General features: G+C 74.3%; 20 protein-coding genes. 6 read left to right on the top strand and 14 right to left on the bottom strand.

Translation table 11 applies throughout. The features are described from left to right. Positions 1-113 precede the first annotated feature (113 nt). Positions 114-548 carry a hypothetical protein gene (locus OHA72_RS55870; protein ID WP_327004245.1) on the top strand — a complete coding sequence of 145 codons (435 nt, stop codon included), beginning with the start codon at positions 114-116 and terminating at the stop codon, positions 546-548. Positions 549-625: 77 nt separating this feature from the next. Here OHA72_RS55870 and OHA72_RS55865 read toward each other — a convergent pair whose 3' ends face one another. The 7 genes from OHA72_RS55865 to OHA72_RS55835 all read right to left on the bottom strand — a co-directional run bounded on the left by OHA72_RS55865 (position 626) and on the right by OHA72_RS55835 (position 7,260). Beyond that, the gene (locus tag OHA72_RS55865) at positions 626-1,387 is read right to left on the bottom strand and encodes a DinB family protein (protein ID WP_327004244.1); all 762 of its coding nucleotides are present in this window, start codon (positions 1,385-1,387) and stop codon (positions 626-628) included. A gap of 316 nt (positions 1,388-1,703) precedes the next feature. Further along, entirely contained in the window at positions 1,704-3,176 is a 1,473-nt protein-coding gene (locus OHA72_RS55860) for a pyridoxal phosphate-dependent decarboxylase family protein (RefSeq protein ID WP_327004243.1), read from the bottom strand. Further along, on the bottom strand, positions 3,173-3,733 hold the full coding sequence (locus OHA72_RS55855; protein ID WP_327004242.1) for a helix-turn-helix domain-containing protein: 561 nt from the start codon (positions 3,731-3,733) through the stop codon (positions 3,173-3,175). The genes OHA72_RS55860 and OHA72_RS55855 overlap by 4 nt, the downstream gene beginning before the upstream one ends. Before the next feature lie 30 nt (positions 3,734-3,763). Continuing rightward, entirely contained in the window at positions 3,764-4,948 is a 1,185-nt protein-coding gene (locus OHA72_RS55850) for an FtsX-like permease family protein (protein ID WP_327004241.1), read from the bottom strand. Continuing rightward, the gene (locus OHA72_RS55845) at positions 4,945-5,625 is read right to left on the bottom strand and encodes an ABC transporter ATP-binding protein (protein WP_327004240.1); all 681 of its coding nucleotides are present in this window, start codon (positions 5,623-5,625) and stop codon (positions 4,945-4,947) included. Before OHA72_RS55845 ends, OHA72_RS55850 begins: the two co-directional genes overlap by 4 nt. Then, on the bottom strand, positions 5,622-6,692 hold the full coding sequence (locus tag OHA72_RS55840; RefSeq protein WP_327004239.1) for a peptidoglycan-binding protein: 1,071 nt from the start codon (positions 6,690-6,692) through the stop codon (positions 5,622-5,624). The genes OHA72_RS55845 and OHA72_RS55840 overlap by 4 nt, the downstream gene beginning before the upstream one ends. Then, positions 6,685-7,260: a hypothetical protein gene (locus OHA72_RS55835; protein WP_327004238.1), complete on the bottom strand. Its 576-nt coding sequence runs from the start codon at positions 7,258-7,260 to the stop codon at positions 6,685-6,687. Before OHA72_RS55835 ends, OHA72_RS55840 begins: the two co-directional genes overlap by 8 nt. A gap of 86 nt (positions 7,261-7,346) precedes the next feature. On the opposite strand from OHA72_RS55835, the gene OHA72_RS55830 reads away from it, so the two are divergent. Then, complete coding sequence (locus OHA72_RS55830) at positions 7,347-7,991, top strand: response regulator transcription factor (protein WP_327004237.1); 645 nt, start codon at positions 7,347-7,349, stop codon at positions 7,989-7,991. Beyond that, positions 7,988-9,172 carry a sensor histidine kinase gene (locus OHA72_RS55825; RefSeq protein WP_327004236.1) on the top strand — a complete coding sequence of 395 codons (1,185 nt, stop codon included), beginning with the start codon at positions 7,988-7,990 and terminating at the stop codon, positions 9,170-9,172. Before OHA72_RS55830 ends, OHA72_RS55825 begins: the two co-directional genes overlap by 4 nt. Here the strand turns inward: OHA72_RS55825 and OHA72_RS55820 are convergent. Next, entirely contained in the window at positions 9,159-9,317 is a 159-nt protein-coding gene (locus tag OHA72_RS55820) for a hypothetical protein (RefSeq protein WP_327004235.1), read from the bottom strand. The two genes, OHA72_RS55825 and OHA72_RS55820, sit on opposite strands and share 14 nt — an antisense overlap. 26 nt (positions 9,318-9,343) lie before the next feature. On the opposite strand from OHA72_RS55820, the gene OHA72_RS55815 reads away from it, so the two are divergent. Then, on the top strand, positions 9,344-10,108 hold the full coding sequence (locus OHA72_RS55815; RefSeq protein WP_327004234.1) for a hypothetical protein: 765 nt from the start codon (positions 9,344-9,346) through the stop codon (positions 10,106-10,108). On the opposite strand, the gene OHA72_RS55810 is transcribed toward OHA72_RS55815, so the two are convergent. The 3 genes from OHA72_RS55810 to OHA72_RS55800 form a co-directional block, all read right to left on the bottom strand. Then, positions 10,096-11,298 carry a cysteine desulfurase-like protein gene (locus OHA72_RS55810; protein ID WP_327004233.1) on the bottom strand — a complete coding sequence of 401 codons (1,203 nt, stop codon included), beginning with the start codon at positions 11,296-11,298 and terminating at the stop codon, positions 10,096-10,098. The two genes, OHA72_RS55815 and OHA72_RS55810, sit on opposite strands and share 13 nt — an antisense overlap. A gap of 18 nt (positions 11,299-11,316) precedes the next feature. Then, complete coding sequence (locus OHA72_RS55805) at positions 11,317-12,255, bottom strand: RNA ligase family protein (protein ID WP_327004232.1); 939 nt, start codon at positions 12,253-12,255, stop codon at positions 11,317-11,319. A 65-nt stretch (positions 12,256-12,320) separates the two neighbouring features. Beyond that, on the bottom strand, positions 12,321-13,157 hold the full coding sequence (locus OHA72_RS55800; RefSeq protein WP_327004231.1) for an undecaprenyl-diphosphate phosphatase: 837 nt from the start codon (positions 13,155-13,157) through the stop codon (positions 12,321-12,323). Positions 13,158-13,255: 98 nt separating this feature from the next. Here OHA72_RS55800 and OHA72_RS55795 point away from each other — a divergent pair, with 98 nt between their 5' ends. Together OHA72_RS55795 and OHA72_RS55790 are read left to right on the top strand one after the other, a co-directional pair. Beyond that, positions 13,256-13,474 (top strand): hypothetical protein, encoded by a 219-nt coding sequence (locus tag OHA72_RS55795; protein ID WP_327004230.1) that lies wholly within the window; start codon positions 13,256-13,258, stop codon positions 13,472-13,474. 144 nt (positions 13,475-13,618) lie between these two features. Further along, a complete protein-coding gene (locus OHA72_RS55790; protein ID WP_327004229.1) occupies positions 13,619-14,386 on the top strand; it encodes a diguanylate cyclase in 768 nt (255 codons plus the stop codon). Positions 14,387-14,429: 43 nt separating this feature from the next. Here the strand turns inward: OHA72_RS55790 and OHA72_RS55785 are convergent, their stop codons facing one another. From OHA72_RS55785 to OHA72_RS55775, 3 genes are read right to left on the bottom strand one after another with little or no spacing between them, the layout of a single operon-like run. After that, a complete protein-coding gene (locus OHA72_RS55785) occupies positions 14,430-14,705 on the bottom strand; it encodes a hypothetical protein (protein WP_327004228.1) in 276 nt (91 codons plus the stop codon). Further along, positions 14,702-15,793: a type VII secretion target gene (locus OHA72_RS55780; protein ID WP_327004227.1), complete on the bottom strand. Its 1,092-nt coding sequence runs from the start codon at positions 15,791-15,793 to the stop codon at positions 14,702-14,704. Before OHA72_RS55780 ends, OHA72_RS55785 begins: the two co-directional genes overlap by 4 nt. Beyond that, a complete protein-coding gene (locus tag OHA72_RS55775) occupies positions 15,790-16,734 on the bottom strand; it encodes a LysR substrate-binding domain-containing protein (RefSeq protein WP_327004226.1) in 945 nt (314 codons plus the stop codon). The genes OHA72_RS55780 and OHA72_RS55775 overlap by 4 nt, the downstream gene beginning before the upstream one ends. Positions 16,735-16,858 lie beyond the last annotated feature (124 nt).

Raw genomic sequence — 16,858 nt, 5'->3', positions numbered from 1 at the left:
TGCGGGCGGTGGCACGTTTCCGGGATTTGAACCGGTGCCGGGGTGCCTAACGTATGTCTCAGCACCGAGACGGCAACACACACCGGACACCCACCGAATCAGGGGATACTGCGATGAGCGACTACGAGACCGGCGACGCGGGCTACGACGGCGGCAACGACACCTACGCCAACTACGAGGCGGGTGAACAGCACGAGGCCCTCGACCAGCTGCACCAGGTCAACGCCAGCGAGGCCGACTACAACAACCAGTTCAACGTCTACGAGCAGGACCACGCCGCGGCCGAGAACACCAGCTTCGACCAGGGCCACCACGTCGAGTACTCCAACCCGTCGGGCGAGCACTACGAGGAGTCCGACTACACCAGCTACGACCACTCCGCCGCCGAGACCGACCACGTCTTCGCCGCCGAGGGCAGCGAGTCCTCGCACACCGCCGAGTACTCCCAGCTCGACGCCCTCCAGGCCCGCCTGGACAGCGCGTTCGCCTCAGCCACCGAGATCAACAGCGGTGGCGGCACCGCCGAACTCGGCGTCGCCTCCAACTGAGCACCAACCACCACACCCACAGCACGACCCCTGGCGTGAGGCCGGTCACCAACACGGTGACCGGCCTCAGCCCTGTGTCAGGAACCGGCCGGCCGCGCCTCGATCGCGTCGAGGTCCCGCACCGCGTAGCGGTGGTGCTCCCACTCCTCGTCGAGGATCACGTGCAGGCAGGACAGCACCGTCTCCTGGTGCTCGGGCGAGTGGGGGTTGGCGCGAGGCTCGGCCAGCACGTCCGGCGTGACGGCGGCGAGGAAGTCTCGCACCATCGCGACGCGACCCGCCCGCACGGCCAGCACCTCCGCGAACGGCGGTGCTTCGGCCCGCGGCGCGAGTGGCTCCGTGCCGTCGGCCTTGGTGCCCGAGTCCAGCCGACCGATGGGGTGGAACGGCCGCTCGGCCCGCAGGACCGCTTGGCCTAGCCAAATGTCGGTGGCGAAGACCAGGTGCCGCAACGTCTGCGCGAAGGACCACTCATCGTCCACGGACACGTCGACCGTGCCGTCCGGCATCGCCTCGACCCGGGCGAGCGCCGCCGCCCACGTGTCCTCGACCGTCGCCCAGGCCGTGCGCAGACCGGCCGGGTCCGTGGCGCGCCGGTAGGCCCGGCCGGGGAAGCGGCGGTTCAGCTCGGCGTCGACGAACGGGAGCACGTCGACACCGTTGACGCGCAGGGCGTTGTCGCCGTCGAACAGCCAGGGTGAGTCGATTTCCGCGCCGCGCAGCTCGACACCCCGGATCGTGACGCCGGACAGGTCGCCGCCGGCGAACCGGGCGCCGCGGAGGTCCACGTCGGAGAATCGCGCTCCCCGCAGGTCGTCGGCGTTGCCGAAGGTCGCCATGACTCCTCCATCCGTTCGCCGGTCCGCGCCAGTATGCCGGACCGGATCCCGCCGCGCGGCGCAGTCGGCACGGGTGGAGCCGCCCAGAGCCGCCCGGAGCCGCCCCGCCGGTGCGCTGCCCACTTGCGCTGATGGATGCCGTCGCCGGTGCGCAGCGCGTCCTGCAGAACGGCGCCGACGTCCTGCGCGCCGGCACCGCCGGCCCCACCACGCCGTGTCGATGGATGTCGCAGCCATCTCACGTCGGCGGTCGATGTCGGCGGGGACGCCCACGCGAACGACGACCGCAACTGCGGTGAACAGACGGTCGTCGGCCTCAGCGCTGCCGGGACAGTGCCGCCAGCACCTCGGCGACGACCGCGTCGGCGTCGGCGCCGCCGCTGCCCGGGTTGACCACGCAGGCGCGCAACGCGAAGACGCCGTCGACGGTGGTGCCGGCGAGGAACGCGCGGCCGCCGAGCTGGACGTCGGTGAGCACGCGGCGGTTGAGCTCGTCGAGCGCGTCGGCCGGACACCCCGGCGGTGCGGCGCGGAAGCACACGACGCTGAGGCCGCGGGCCAGCAGCCGCAGGTCCGCGGCGGCCTCGATCCCGGCGGCGAGCCGGTCGGCGACGGCGATGTCGTGCGCGATCAGGTCGCGGTACCCGGTGACGCCGAGGTGCTGCAGCAGCATCCACACCTTGAGCGCGCGGAACGGCCGGGTCTGGTCGAAGCCGAACTCGCTGAACCACACCGGCCCGCCGACGCCGGACGGGTCGCCGTCGGTGCGCAGGTACGCCGGGACGAGGCTGAACGCGTCCCTGGCCGCCGTGGCGTCGCGGAGCAGGACGAGCCCGGCGTCCACCGGCGCGTACAGCCACTTGTGCGGGTCCATGGCGATGCTGTCGGCGCGGGCCAGGGCGGCACGGGTCCGCCGGTACCGGTCGAGCAGCAGGACGGCCGGGCCGCCGTAGGAGCCGTCGACGTGCAGCCAGACGCCGTGCGCGGCGCAGACGTCCGCGATCTCGTCCAGGGGGTCGATCGCGCCGGTGTTGACGGTGCCGGCGGTGGCCATGACGGCCAGCGGCACACACCCGTCGGCGACGTCCCGGTCGAGTGCCGAGCGGAGCAGGCCGGGCCGCATCCGGTGCGCGGCGTCGGAAGGAATGACCCGCACGTTGGACGATCCGATCCCGAGCAGCTCGGCGGCCTTGTGCGCGGAGCCGTGGCCCTCGGCGCCCACGTACAGCGTGCAGCGCCGGCCGAGGCCCTGCAGCCCGTCGGCGCGCACGTCGATGCCGGCGGCGCGGGTGGCGCGGTGGCGGGCGACCGTGAACGCCGTCAGGGTCGCCATTGACCCGCCGCTGACCAGCAGGCCGGTGCCGCCGGGGGAGCCGGAAGGGAACCCGGCGAGGTCGGCGAACCAGCGCACCACCTGCCGCTCCACGTGCACGGCGGCGTGGTTGCCGCCGGCGACGCTCGGGTTCATCGCGGCGGCGAGGGCCTCGGCGAACACGCCGAGGGCGTGCGGCGGCGAGTTGACCCATGCGTGGAAGCGGGGGTGGCCGTTGCCGAACGGATACGGCAGCACGTCCGCCACGAAGCGGGCCAGCACGTCGCCGGCGGGAGCGCCGTCCAGCGGCAGCGGCGCGGTCGCGAACGCCGAGGCGGCGGCCGGGGGTACCGGCCGGAACACGGGATCGGACGGCAACCCTGCCAGGTGGGCGGCGACGATCGCGGCGACCCGCTCGCCGAGCGCGCGGACCTCGTCCTCCCGCCACCGCCAGGAGGGAGGCAGCGGCGCGCTCATGGGGTCAGGTCCATGACGAGGTAATACACGCACGGCTCGGTGCCGGGGTTGGCGAACCCGTGGTGCACGTCGCCCGCATAGGCGATGCTGTCGCCGCGGCCCAGCTGGACCGGCGTGCCGTCGAGCGTCAGCAGCAGCCGGCCGGACTCGACGGCGAGATGCTCCCGGGATCCGGGGGCGTGCGGGTCGAACGTGCCGGCGTCGACGCCCGGGCCGATCGTCGTGCGCATGAACTCGAACTCGACGCCGGTGCGCACCGGGCTCAGGACCCGCCGCTCCCAGCCGGCCGGGTCCCGCACGACGTCCTGCTCGCCGTGGCGCAGCACCACGACCGGGTCGGCCAGCTCGTCGCGCAGCAACCGCGCGAGGCTGGTGCCGAGCCCGGTCGCGATCCGGTCGACGGTGAGCACGGTCGGCGTCCGGCTGCCCCGCTCCACCTCCGACAGCATGCTGCGGCTGACCCCGCTGGCCGCGGCAAGGTCGTCGAGGGTCAGCCCGCGTGCGTGCCGTTCCCGCCGCACGCGGGCGCCCAGCGCCCCCAGATCGAAGGTTGTCACGTATTCCACTATAGTGGAATCGCCGCGAGGTCACAACGTTCTGAGGGCGTCCGCCGGTGGGAGGCGGGCCGCCCGCACCGCCGGGTAGCCGCCGGCGAGCGCACCGACGGCGACCGCCGCGGCGAGCCCGGCCAGCGGCGCCACCGGCGGGATCGCGGTCGGGTTGCCGGCCAGGTGCGCCACGACGGCCGTGGCGAGGCAGCCCAGGCCGACGCCGAGCACCCCGCCGGCGCCCGCGAGCAGCGCCGACTCGAGCAGGAACTGCGCGGCGACGTCACGGCGGCGGGCGCCCAGCGCCCGGCGCAGGCCGATCTCGGCGCGGCGCTCCAGGACAGAGATCACCATGATGTTGGCGATGCCGACCCCGGCGACCAGCAGGGCGACGCCGCCGAGGCCGAGGAACAGCCCGACGAAGGCGCCCTTCGCCGCGATCCGGGCCAGCAGCAGGTCCGAGGGTCGGCGGACCTCGACGGAGCGGGGATCCGAGGGCGCGGCGGTGAACGCGAGGACCGACGCGACGTCGGCGACCTGGTCGGGGTCGACCCGCAGGTACACCCGGCTGGCCAGCCCCTCCAGGTGGAACAGCGTGTCGGCCACGTCGAAGCCGATCAGCGCGGCGGTGTCGATCTCGGGGGCGATCGGCGCCGGGGCCAGGACCCCCACGACGGTGAAGTACGTGCCACCGAGGTACACCTGGGTCTGCGCGTCCAGGGCGCCGATGCCGAGGATCCGCGCGGTCGCGTCGCCCAGCACCGTCTCCGGGAACGCCGGGTGGGGCAGGAACGCGCCGCGGGCCAGCGGCACCCCGAGCACGTCCACAAGGGACGGCTGGGCGGCGAGGACGGCGATGCCGCCGGTCTGCTGCGCCGGCACGGCGGCGGAGCGGCGGACCGTGACGCCGCGGACGTCGCCGACGGTCGCGACCGACCGGACCGGCGGGATGCGCCGGATCATCGCCGGCGCGGTCACCGGCAGGGGTGTCGGGTCGCCGTTGAACGTCTTGCCGGAGGCGACGGTGAGCAGGTTGCCCTGCTGGCCGAGCTGGTCGAGCAGCTCGGCCTTCGAGGACTCCGCGACGCCGAGGACCGCGACGAGCGCGGCGATCGCGATCGCGATGCCCAGTGCCGACAGCGCCGCCCGCAGCCGCCGCGCCCGCAGGCCCGCCGTCGACACCGCGACCGCGTCGCCGGGCCGCAGCCGCGTCACCGGCTTCATGACGCACCCGGGTCGTCGACGATCCGGCCGTCGCGCAGCCGTACCTGACGGGCCATGGTCGAGGCCACCTCCGCGTTGTGGGTGATGAGCACGACCGTCGTCGTGCCGGCCAGGCCGGCCAGCAGGGCCGCGATCTCGCCGCCGGTGGCGGAGTCGAGGTTGCCGGTCGGCTCGTCCGCGAGGAGCACCGCCGGCCGCCCGACCAGCGCCCGCGCGATCGCGACCCGCTGCCGTTCGCCCCCGGACAGTTGCGCCGGGCGGTGCCGGAGCCGCCCGGCGAGCCCGACCTGTTCGAGGACCTCGCCGGCCCGCGCCCGTCGCGTCGCGGCGGGCACCCCCCGATACAGCAGGCCGGTCGCCACGTTGTCCAGCACCGAGAGGTGCTCCAGGAGGAAGAACTGCTGGAACACGAAGCCGAGGTGCCACGCCCGTACCCCGGACAGCTCATGGTCGGACATGTCGGTGGTGTCGGTGCCGGCGATGCGGACCACCCCCGACGTCGGCCGTTCCAGGGTGCCCAGGATGCTGAGCAGGGTCGTCTTGCCGGCGCCCGACGGGCCGGTCACCGCGACGGTCTCGCCGGCCCGCACGACCAGTGACACGTCGCGCAGCGCGGTCACGGTGGTCGGCGGCGGGTAGATCTTGTTGACGAGGTGGAGCTCCAGCGCCGCGTTCATCCGACCGGTACCTCCACCAGGTCGCCCTCACGCAGGTCGCCGCGCACCTCGACGAGCGTCTCGGCGAACAGCCCGGTGGTGACCCCGGCGAGCCGCCGCTGCGCGCCCGCGCGGATCCACACGCCGTAGCCGCCGCCGGCGAGCGCGACGAGCGCGGTGACCGGCACCGCGAGCACCCCGCGGACGGACTTGCCGGTGACGTTCACCTGCACCGGCGCGCGGTCGAGGTCGCCGGCGGCCGACGGGTCGTCGAGGGTGACGAGCCCGGTGATCATCGGCTGGGGTGCGCGCCCGTCCATGGACGGTGCCGTCTCGGCGACCGCGGACAGGTACGCCACCGTGCCCTTGACCTCGGCGCCGTCGGGCATGGTGACGGTGACCGGGTCACCGGCGTGCACGAAGTAGCTCCGGCCCGCCGGGACCGAGATCGTGACCGCCGCCGCCGTCGACGTCCCCGACAGCACCGGCTCCTCGCCGCGGTTGGTGGCGCCGAGCTTCGCGGTGAGCTCGGTGACCCGCACCGGGCCCGGCTGGAACGTGACCGCGCCGAGCTCCACCCGCCCCGTCGCGGTCTGCCCGGTCGCCTGCTGCCAGCGGCGTACCGCGGCCGCCGTCGCCGCGGTGAACCGGTCGTCGACGGTCAGCGACCGCCCGTGGCCCAGCGCCACCAGGTTCTCCTCCAGGGCGCGCACGTCGGCGCCCGCGGTCATGCCGGCGGCGAACGGCCGCCACGCCGGGCGGGCACCGTAGAGCAGCCGCACGGGCAGGCCGTCCAGCTCGAACACCGGCTCGCCCCGGCCGATCACCTGGCCGGGCCGGGGGAGCCCGGTGACCGTGCCGCCGGGGCCCTGCGCGAACACCGTGTAGGCGTCGCGGAACCCGAGTGCCCCGGTCACGTGCGTGGTCGTGGACAGGTCGGTGCGCACGACCGGCACGGTGCCCGTCGCCGCCTGCGCCGAGCTTGCCGCCGCGCCGGGCGCAGGCCGGGCGCGCAGCCACCATCCGCCGCCGGTGGCGGTCGCCGCGACGACGACGGCCGCACCGGCGACCACGGCCCGCCTACGCATCGCCGAGGCTTCCGAGGCTCGACAGGCGGGCCTCCTCGTCGAGGATCGGCCGGCACGCGTCGAGCGCCCGCTGCACGACCGGGTCGGTCTTCTCGCCTGGCATCTCCTCGGGGTTGACGCCGAAGCCGTGCCCGGGCGTGAACTCCGTCGTGGCGGTCGGGTCCGTGAGGTTCACCAGCCCGTGCTCGCGCAGGCACTGCCGCGACCGGACCCCGGCCTGCACCAGTGCCGGCGGTGCCGGGGCCTGCTCGGTCGGCTGGAACTGCGCCGCGTCCAGCAGGCTCTTGCAAGCGTCCTCGACCGCCTGGATGGTGGCGTTCTCGGCGTCGCGGTAGCTGCGGGAGTCGGTGTAGACGTGGCCGTCGGCCGTCAGCACAGGGTCCTGGTAGCCGGTGATGCCGTGCTGCCGGATGCATTCGGCGGCGGCGTGCAACGCGGCCTTGCGCTGCTGCGGGTTGCCGGCCGTGGCAGCGCCGGACAGCCGGGGGACGCCGGGTGAGGCCGGCGACCCGCTGCAGCCGGCGAGGGCGAGCACGAGCACCGCGGCGGAGGCGATGACGATTCTCATGCTGCCGGTGTACCGGGCCGCCGGTGACACGGGCGCTACCGCGCATGTCGGACGGATGTCATGCCCGGCGCGGCACAATGGTCGCCATGCGGGTGCTGGTCGTCGAGGATCACGCGACCCTCGCCGCGCGGATCGGCGAAGGGCTGCGTGACGCGGGCATGGCGGTCGACGTCGTCACCGACGGCGCCGCCGCGCTGACCCGGGCCGCCGAGACCGGCTACGACGTCGTCGTGCTGGACCGTGACCTGCCGGTCGTGCACGGCGACCAGGTGTGCCGGTCCCTGGCCGGCGGCGCGGCCCGCATCCTCATGCTCACCGCCGCCTCCGCCGTGGACGACCGGGTCGACGGCCTGGAGCTCGGCGCCGACGACTACCTCGGCAAGCCGTTCGCCTTCCACGAGCTCGTCGCCCGGGTCCGCGCCCTGGCCCGCCGGGCACCGTCGGCGCCGCCGGTGGTGCGCCGCGGCGACCTGACCGTCGACCGGGCCCGGCACCGCGCCAGCCGCGCCGACCGGCCGCTGCAGCTGACCCGCAAGGAGTTCGGCGTCCTGGAGATGCTCGTCGCCGCCGACGGCGCGGTGGTCAGCGCCGAGGACCTCCTGGAGCACGTGTGGGACGCCAACGCCGACCCGTTCAGCAACATCGTGTCGGTGACGCTGACCCGGCTGCGGCGCAAGCTCGGCCCGCCGGCGCTCATCGAGACGGTCGTGGGCAAGGGGTACCGGATGTGAGGTTGACCGTCCGGGTCCGCCTGACCCTGCTGTACACGGTGCTGTTCGCGGCCGGCGGCGCGGTCGTCGTCGCGATCATCTACGCCCTCGTCGCCGCGAGCCTGGCCGAGGACAAGGCGTCCGGCAAGGGCGTGGAACCGGTGCCGGCGCAGTTCTCCGAGGACTGCAAGGCGGTGCTCAAGGGCGCACCGGAGCTGGAGCCCGGCATGCGCAACAAGTGCCAGCGGGCCTTCGACGAGGGGGTCGTCGCCGGCGCGAGGACCCAGCGCCAGGAGACGCTGGACAACCTGCTGCGCTACTCGGTGACCACGCTCGCTGTCGTCACCGTGCTGTCCGCGGCGGCCGGCTGGCTGGTCGCCGGCCGGGTGCTGCGCCCGGTGCACCGCATCACCGCCGCCGCCCGCGCCGCCTCCGAGCACAACCTCGCGGCCCGGGTGTCCCTCGGCGGCCCCCGCGACGAGCTGCGGCAGCTCGCCGACACGTTCGACGCGATGCTGGACCGCCTGGAGGCCGCGTTCACCGGGCAGCGCCGGTTCATCGCCAACGCCAGCCACGAGCTGCGGACCCCGCTGACCGTCATGCGGGCCACCATCGACGTGGTCCTGGCGAAACCGGCGCCGTCGCGGGACGAGCTGCTGCGCATGGCCGACGACGTCCGCGCCGCGGTCGGGCACGCCGAGGCGCTCATCGAGGCCCTGCTGACCCTGGCCCGCACCGATGCCGGCCTGGCCGTGCGGGAGCCCGTCGACCTCGCCACCTGCGTCGAGGACGTCCTGGACGGCAAGGACACCGGCGACCGCCGGCTGCACCTGTCGCTGCAGGCCACCCCGACGTCCGGCGACCCGATCCTGCTGGAGCGGCTCGCCGCGAACCTGGTCGACAACGCCACCCGCTACAACGTCGACGGCGGCGACGTCTGGATCACCACGGCCGCCGACGACAGCGGGGCGCTGCTCACCGTCGCCAACACCGGACCCGTCATCGACCCCGCCGACGCCGAAGGGCTGTTCAGGCCGTTCCACCGGCACACCCGCACCGGCACCGACGGTTTCGGGCTCGGCCTCGCCATCGTCGCGTCGATCGCTACCGTCCACGGTGGACGCGCCAGCGCCGTGCCCAACCCGGGCGGCGGACTGCGGGTCACGGTGCGCCTGCCGGCGGGTACCGTCAACGCATGCTGACCGACGCGCAGGCGGCGACCGTGGCCGGAGTCGTCGAGCGCTGGCTGCGCACCGGCACGTCCGTGCAGCGGTGCGACCGCGGCGCCGCCGAGGCCGCCGTCTGCGCGGCGTACACGGCCGCGGGCCAGCCGGCACCGGCGTTCATCGTGTGGATGGACTCGCCCTACGGTGGTGCGCTCGCCGCCCGGGCGGTGCGCGGGCGGCTCGGCCCGCGAGGCGCTGCTCGCCGCCAGGCCCGGCACCGCGGACGTCGCCGACGTCGCCGCGGACGCGGTCGCGGCGATCGCCGCGCAGCTACCCGCCGGCTGGGGCGACCCGGACGGGCCCATCGACCCGTGGGCGGATCATGACGCCGTGCGCCGCCTGGTGTCCGACGCCTACTACGGCACCGCCCGGCAGCGCGAGGCGCTGTGGCACCCGCTCGGCCGGCGGCTCGAGTCGGCGCTGCTGACCGCGCTCGGCGGCGACCGCCTGTCCTACACGATGTGGGACGACATGGACGTGGAGATCCCCGCCGCCGACTACTGGGAGGCGTTGCAGGCGCTGCTGACCGAGCTGCGCGGCGAGGCGTTCCTCGGCCCGGTCTGGCAGCTGGCGGACCGGCTCAGCACGCACCTGTCCGCACCCGCGCCGGGCGACGTGACCGGGTTCCGGGTCGGCGACGTCGTCGGCACGTCACCGGACCCCGAGGGCGTGGTCCTCTGGCACGAGTTCGGCGGCTACCTCGACCCGCGGGCCACCGCGTCGGTCATCGCGGCGTTCGAGAGCGCCGCGCGGACCGTGCCGCTGCCCGGGTTCCCGGAGCTCGACGCGCTCCTGGCCGCCATGCAACAGGTCGGGCGGTGGTGGCCCCTCGCCGGCGCCGCCGTGCTCACCGACCGTCCACTTCGGACCGAGGGCCGGCACGCCGAATACGCCGACGGCTACAGCACCTGAGCCACGGCGGCGACGAGCCGGTCCACCTCCTCGGCGGTCGTGTAGTGGTAGAGCCCGGCCCGCACCGCGCCGCCGGACTCCCGCAGCCCCATCGCGATGAAGTACTCCGCGGCGTAGTAGTCGCCGGAGAACACGCAGATCCCCTGCTCGCCCAGGAGCCCGGCGGTCCGCGCCGGGTTCTGGTCGCCGACCCGGAACGACACCGTCGGGCAGCCACCCTCCGGCGCCGGCAGCACCCGCACCGACGGCACCGCGCGCAGACCCTTCAGCAGCCGGTCGAACAGGTCCATCTCGTACGCGTCGACCGCGGCCATCGACCGCAGGACCCGGTCGCGGCGCGAACCGGACGCTTCGTCGTCGAGGGTCGCGATGAAATCGACCGCCGCCTCGACCCCGGCGAGCAGCTCGAAGCTCGGCGTGCCCAGCTCGAACCGCTCCGGCACCGCGTCCGGGGACGGCAGCAGCTTCAGCATCGCCGTGCGCTCCCACTGCTGCGGCGTCGCGGCGCACGCCGCCAGGTGCGGCCCGGACCACTTGTAGGCGCTGGTGACGTAGTAGTCGGCGCCCAGCGCGGCCACGTCGACCGGCAGGTGCGCGGTCGCGTGCACGCCGTCGACGTAGACGACCGCGCCGGCCTCGTGCGCGATCCCGGCGATCGCGGCCACGTCGGGTCTCGTCCCGATCGCGTTGCTCGCCGCCGTCACCGCCACCACCCGGGTCCGGCCGTCGACGAGCGGCCCGAACACGTCCGTGGGCAGCGCCCCGGTGGCGGGGTCGAACGCCGCCCACCGCACCTCCACCCCGGCCCGCGCCGCCAGCTGCACCCACGGCCGCACGTTGGCGTCGTGGTCGAGCCGGGTCACCACGACGTTGTCGCCGGGCTGCCACTGCTCGGCGAGCCCGCGGGCCACGGTGTACGTCAGTGCCGTGGCGCTCGGCCCGAACACCACCCCCGCCGGGTCGGCGCCGAGCAGGTCACCGACGGCGGCGCGGGCCTGCTCGACGATGCGCAGCGCCCGCCGCCCCGGCTCGAACGCGGTGGTCCGGTTGCTCACGGCACCGCCGAGGACCCCGGCGACGGCCCGCGCCACCGGCTCCGCGACGAGTGTGCCGGCGGCACCGTCGAAGTGGACGAATCCCTCGGCCAGGGCGGGGTAGGCCCGCCGGGCCCGTGCGACGTCGAACGACATACCGCGACGATAGCGGCCTCAGCGGTGATTGCCCGCCGCCTCCCGCACCGCGTCCTCGACCGCGGCCTGCCCGGCGGCGTCGAGGGCCGCGACGGCCGCCGGGTACGCCTCGGACAGGTCGACCATGACGTCGAGCACGACCTCGTCGAGCAGCTCCGCCGCCGGCGCCTCGCCGACCTTCGACCGGGCGCCGGCGATGCGTGGCGCGTTGACCAGCCCGGCGGCGAGCAGGCGCAGGTCGTCAACGGGGATCCTGGTGTACGGGTCCCACGGCCGGCTCTCACCGAACCGCTGCTCGTCGAACTCGTCGATCTTCGCCTTGACGACGGTGCGGTCCTGCGGCGTGAGCGCGGCGTCCGGTCGCAGCACGACGCCCTCGGCGAGGTTGTCCGGCAGCGGCGGCAGGTGGTGCTGCCGCGGCACCCGCGTCTCGAACCGGACGGGCACCGCGTCCAGCGACGCCCGGGTGCCGCGGCCCAGCAGCGGCACGATGTCCAGCCCGGCGGCGTCGGCGACCCGCGCAACCTGCGCATACGTCCGGTAGACCCCGGGGTCGTCGGGGTGCTGATGGTCCAGCACGTCGAACAGCGTGAACCGGACATCGGGGCAGTACCAGACACCGGTCTGGACCGCCGAGGCGCCCGGCACCGGCGGCACGTCCGGGTGCGGGTAGTGGCCGCCGTGCAGCTCGCCGTAGATGCGTACCGCCGCGGCACCGTCCTGCAGGGCGACGGCGGCGGCCCGCTCGAACGCGCCGCGCAGCAGCTGCCAGCCGAAGAACGGCTCGTCGCCGTCCAGCCACGCCTTGCGCTTGCCGACCCTCGTCCCGCCGCCGTCGGCCGCGATCACGAGCTGCGCGCCGTGGACCTTCTCGGTGGCGACCCAGGTGCCGCCGGCGGCACGGCCGCTGCCGAGCTGCTTCGCCGTCGGGATCTTCGGATACGCCAGGTGCCGCATCGCAGCAGTATCGCGACCGCGGCGCCCGGCGTCGCCCGCATTACGTGGCGATGATGACGCCCTGACTATGTGGCGCTGATGACGCCGCCCCACAGCAGGGCGACGATGACGCCGCCGAGCGCGGCCCGGTAGTACACGAACGTGGCGATGGAGTGGCTGGCGACGAACTTCAACAGCCAGGCGATCGACGCGTATGCGACCACGAAGCTCACGACGGTGCCGACCGCGACCGGCACCCAGCCGACCGTGTCGCTGACCTCACCGGCGCGCTGCACGCCCTCCAGGACCCCGGCCGCGGCCAGGGCGGGGATGCCGAGGAAGAACGACAGCCGGGTGGCGGTGACCCGGTCCAGGTGCCGCAGCAGCCCGACGCTGATCGTGGCGCCCGACCGGGACACGCCGGGGATCAGGGCGATGCACTGGGCCAGCCCGATGATCAGCGCGTCCTTCCACGTGAGGTCGGCCTCGCCGACCTTCTGCGTGGCGAGATGCTCGGCGAGGACCATGACGAGACTCCACACGACCAGGGCCCCGGCGACGAACCACAGGCTGCGCAGCTCACCCTCGATGATGTCCTTGAACAGCAGCCCGACGACCGCGATCGGCAGCGACCCGATGATCACGTTGATGGCCATCTTCCAGCCGGTCTCCTGGCGCGCCTCCTTGCTGCGCAGACCCTTCACGAACCCGGCGATGAACCGCGCGATGTCGTTGCGGAAGTAGATGATCGCGGCGATGATCGCACCGACCTGGATGACCGCCGTGAACGCGGTGACGCCCTTGTCGTCGATCGGGATGCCCATCAGCTTCTCGGTGATGGTCAGGTGACCCGTCGAGGAGACCGGCAGGAACTCGGTCACGCCCTCCACGATGCCGAGCACGACCGCTTGCCAGATCTCCACGGGATCCCCTCTCGTGCCTGCGCCGCCCGCACGATCCTAGGCGGCACCCGTGTGGCATTGCGCTCAGGTACCTGCTCGGCGTGCCGATGGTTCGGGTCATGAGTGGCACAGCAGTGATCAGCGCCGACAGGGTCGCCGCCGTGGTGCTCGGCATGGAGGTCGACCGGCGCACCGCCGACCGCGAGCAGGCCGAGGCCGCCGAACGCGTCGCCGTCGAACTCGGCCGCGACGACCTGGCCGCCCGCGCCCGGCTCGTCATCGCCGACGCCCTGGCCCGCGGCGGGAACCTCGCGGCGTCCGCGGCGCACACCTGGTGATCCTCGCCCTGTCGGTGGACGTGGCGTCACGGGCGGACGCGCCGCCGTACCACGCCGAGGCCCTCGACATCGCCGCGGCCGCCGGCGACCACGAGCTGAGCCGTTCGGTGCTGCCCAACATGGCGTACGCCGCGTATCAGGACGGTGACGCGGACGCCGCCGGCAAGCTCGTCGGGCGGATGCGCCGCCTGGTCGAGCGGACCGGCGTGCAGCTGCGCCCCCCCGGACCTGGACACGATCGCCCGGGTCGAGCTGCTGCAGGGCCGCTTCGAGGAGGCCGAGCGCACGCTGCTGCCGCTGGTCGACGCGAGCGTCGCCCGGCGCGACGCGGAGGGCAACATGCTGCCCGAGGTGCTGCTCACCCTCGCCGAGGCCCAGCGGCTCGGCGGCGCGCTGGACCGCGCCGGGGCCACCGTCGAGCGGTGCCAGGCGCTGAGCGGGCAGCGCGGCATGGTCGACGTCGATGCGCAGCTGCCGGCGTTGCTCAGCCGCGCCGAGCAGCGGGGCGAGGCGGTGTCCGCCGCGCTGGTCGACATCGACTTCTTCAAACGGGTCAACGACACCCTGTCGCACGAGGTCGGCGACCTGGTCCTGCAGCGGGTCGCGACCGTCATGGCGGGCGCCGTCGACGAGCCCGCCACGGTGGCCAGGCTCGGCGGCGAGGAGTTCGTGGTCGTGCTGCCCGGCGCCGGCGCGCAGGAGGCCGTGGCCCGCGGCGAGCGGATCAGGGCCGCGGTCCAGTCCAACCCCTGGTCGGAGCTGACCGGCGAGCTGCCGGTGACGGTGAGCATCGGCGTGTCCAGCACCCCCGACGGCCGGATCACCTCGGCGGCGCTGCTCAGCCAGGCCGACCGCAACCTGTGCGCCGCGAAGCGCAGCGGCCGCAACCGGGTCCTCGCCGACCCGTCCTGACCGGTGGAGCTGCGGGGCGACCGGCGCCGGTGCCCCGCTCCCGTCACAACCTCGACGACCTGGAGGTCCCGCTCGACTCGACACCGGGCCGGCCGAGAGGCACGTGCTGCCCGCCCGGCGGCGCCACCGGGCCGGCTTCCGCGCGCCGCGCTGCTTCCAGGCGCTCCAGGGCGCCGCAGAACGCCAGGTGGCCGGCCGCGGCGCGCAGCGTCGCCTCGCCCGACAGGACCGTCGCGGCGAACGCGTGCAGCGGGTCGCCGGGCGGGCGCAGCTCGGACAGGCGGCGCAGCAGCGCGAGCGCGACCGGGTCGGCCGTCATCGGGGCACCGCCGGGTGCTGATACGGCTGCACGGACGGCAGGCGGGTCACCTCGGCGCCCGCCTGCACCGCCTCGATCTGGGCGGCGAGGAGGCGGATCGTGATCTCGGCCGCGCCATACAGCCGGGAGATCTCCTGATACAGCTGGTAGGCCTGCCACGTGTAGTAGGCGGCGGTGGCGTAGCCGGTGACGGCGCCGATGCCGGTCTCGATGGTGGCGGTGCCGAGGATCCCGGCGACGTTGACGATGATGAGCGTGTCGATGAGCTGGCCGACGAGGCCGCCGGTCGCCTCGTAGAGCTGCCGGCAGGCGTCGACGGCCTTCGGGTAGAGCCGCGCGTATTCCTCGCAGGCCGGGCCGAGCGCGGTCGCGGCGCCGCCGAGCGTGAGCTGGAACTCCTGCTCCGCCTCGGCGGCGTTGCCGCGCCAGGCGGCCGGGACGTCGGCGGCGCCGGTGACGAGGTTGCCGCCGAGTGCTGTGGCGGCGGCGCCGATGTGCGGCCACGCGTGCATGCAGTGCTCATAGGCGCGCCAGTCGCCGCTGTATGCCGTCAGCCACGGCTCGAACGGGTCGACGCCGAACAGCCAGACCGCGACCTGGCGGATCCAGGCGGCGGGGCTGAGCAGGTCGGTGAGCGGGTTGAGCGTGAAGGCGTCGGATTGCGGGACGTAGCTCGGCGGCTGCAGCACCACGCCGTGGACGTCGGTGAACGGCGCCCGCGCGGGCAGCAGGTCGGGCCGGGACTGGTGCAGCGTGCCGCGCAGCTCGCCCGGGTCGGCGGCGCCACGGTAGGTGGCGTCCAGGGCCGTCGCGGCGGCCAGGTCGGCGGTCGTGTAATGCCCGGCGGCCCGGTCGACCTGGACCGCGGCGCCGTCGCTGAGGTCCCGCAGGCGGCCCAGCGCGGTCGTGACCCGGTCGTAGGCCTTGCCGTGCGGGTCGGCGACGAGCATCAGCAGCCCGCGCCGGTCCCAGCTGAGCGCGCAGTGCCGCCGTGTGTAGTCCAGCGTGTCGCGGGCGTCGCCGCCCGCCCGTGTGAGCTGCCCGCTGAGCGCCCGCAACCCGCTCGGATCGACGAAGAAATCGTTCACCCCGGCCTCCCCCTGACCTCGGTTGCCGGGGACTCTAGCGCTTGCACGCGGCGCACTCCGGGGGTCTGCACGGTCTGTTCCAGCAGCATCGCGCGCAGTGCCCGCGCCGCGTGGGACAGCACCGCGCCGCGCGGGTTCGCCAGGGCGATCGTCCGGTGGACGCCGGGCGCGGCGAGGGGTGTGGCGCGCAGCAGCGGCCGGTTCACCAGAGCCATGCTGGGCACCAGCGCGACGCCGAGACCGGCCTCGACGAATGCGAGCACGGCGTCCAGCTCGCCGCCCTCGACCGCGTACCGCGGCGTGAACCCGGCCCGGCGGCACGCCTCGATGGTGACGTCGCGCAGGTCGTAGCCGGTGCGGAACATGACCATCGGAGTGTCACGCAGATCGGTGAGGGTCAGCGAGTCCGGCAGCGGGTGCACGGAGGCGACCACCAGGTCCTCGCGCAGGATCGGCACGACCTCGAGGGCCGGGTCGGTGCCGTGCGCGGAGGCGACGATGAGCGCCAGGTCGAGCTGGTGGGCGACGAGACCGGCGACGAGGTCCTGCGAGCCGCCCTCGTCCACGTGCAGGGCGATGTCCGGGTGGGCGGCGTGGAAGCGGCGCAGCACCACCGGCACGAGCGACGTGCAGAGGCTGGGCGTGGCGCCGAGGCGGACCCGGCCGCGCCGCAGCCCGACGACCTCCTGCACGGCGTCGCGGGCGGCGTCGGCGTCGGCGACCATCCTGCGGGCCAGGGGGAGCAGGGTCTCGCCGGCCGTGGTGAGCATGACGCCGCCACGGGAACGGTCGAACAGGGGCGCACCGAGCGTCGCCTCGAGAGTGTGAATTTGTTTACTCAGTGTCGGTTGGCTCACTCCGAGCGCCTCGGCCGACCGCGTGAAATGTCCTGATTCGGCCACGGACACGAAGTATCGAAGCTGTTGGAGCTGCACCTTCATAGCCTACGGCTATCGACACTGCGTACACGATGCATTGGACGAATGAAAGAACCGGTCCCTAGCGTCGATTGCGTGGCGGTAGATACAGCGGTCAAGCCCATCAAGGCACCGGCCCGGCCGAGGA

The sequence above is a fragment of the Dactylosporangium sp. NBC_01737 genome, from assembly GCF_035963215.1.
Taxonomy (GTDB): Bacteria; Actinomycetota; Actinomycetes; order Mycobacteriales; family Micromonosporaceae; genus Dactylosporangium.
This window is presented reverse-complemented; position numbering and strand designations above follow the sequence as displayed.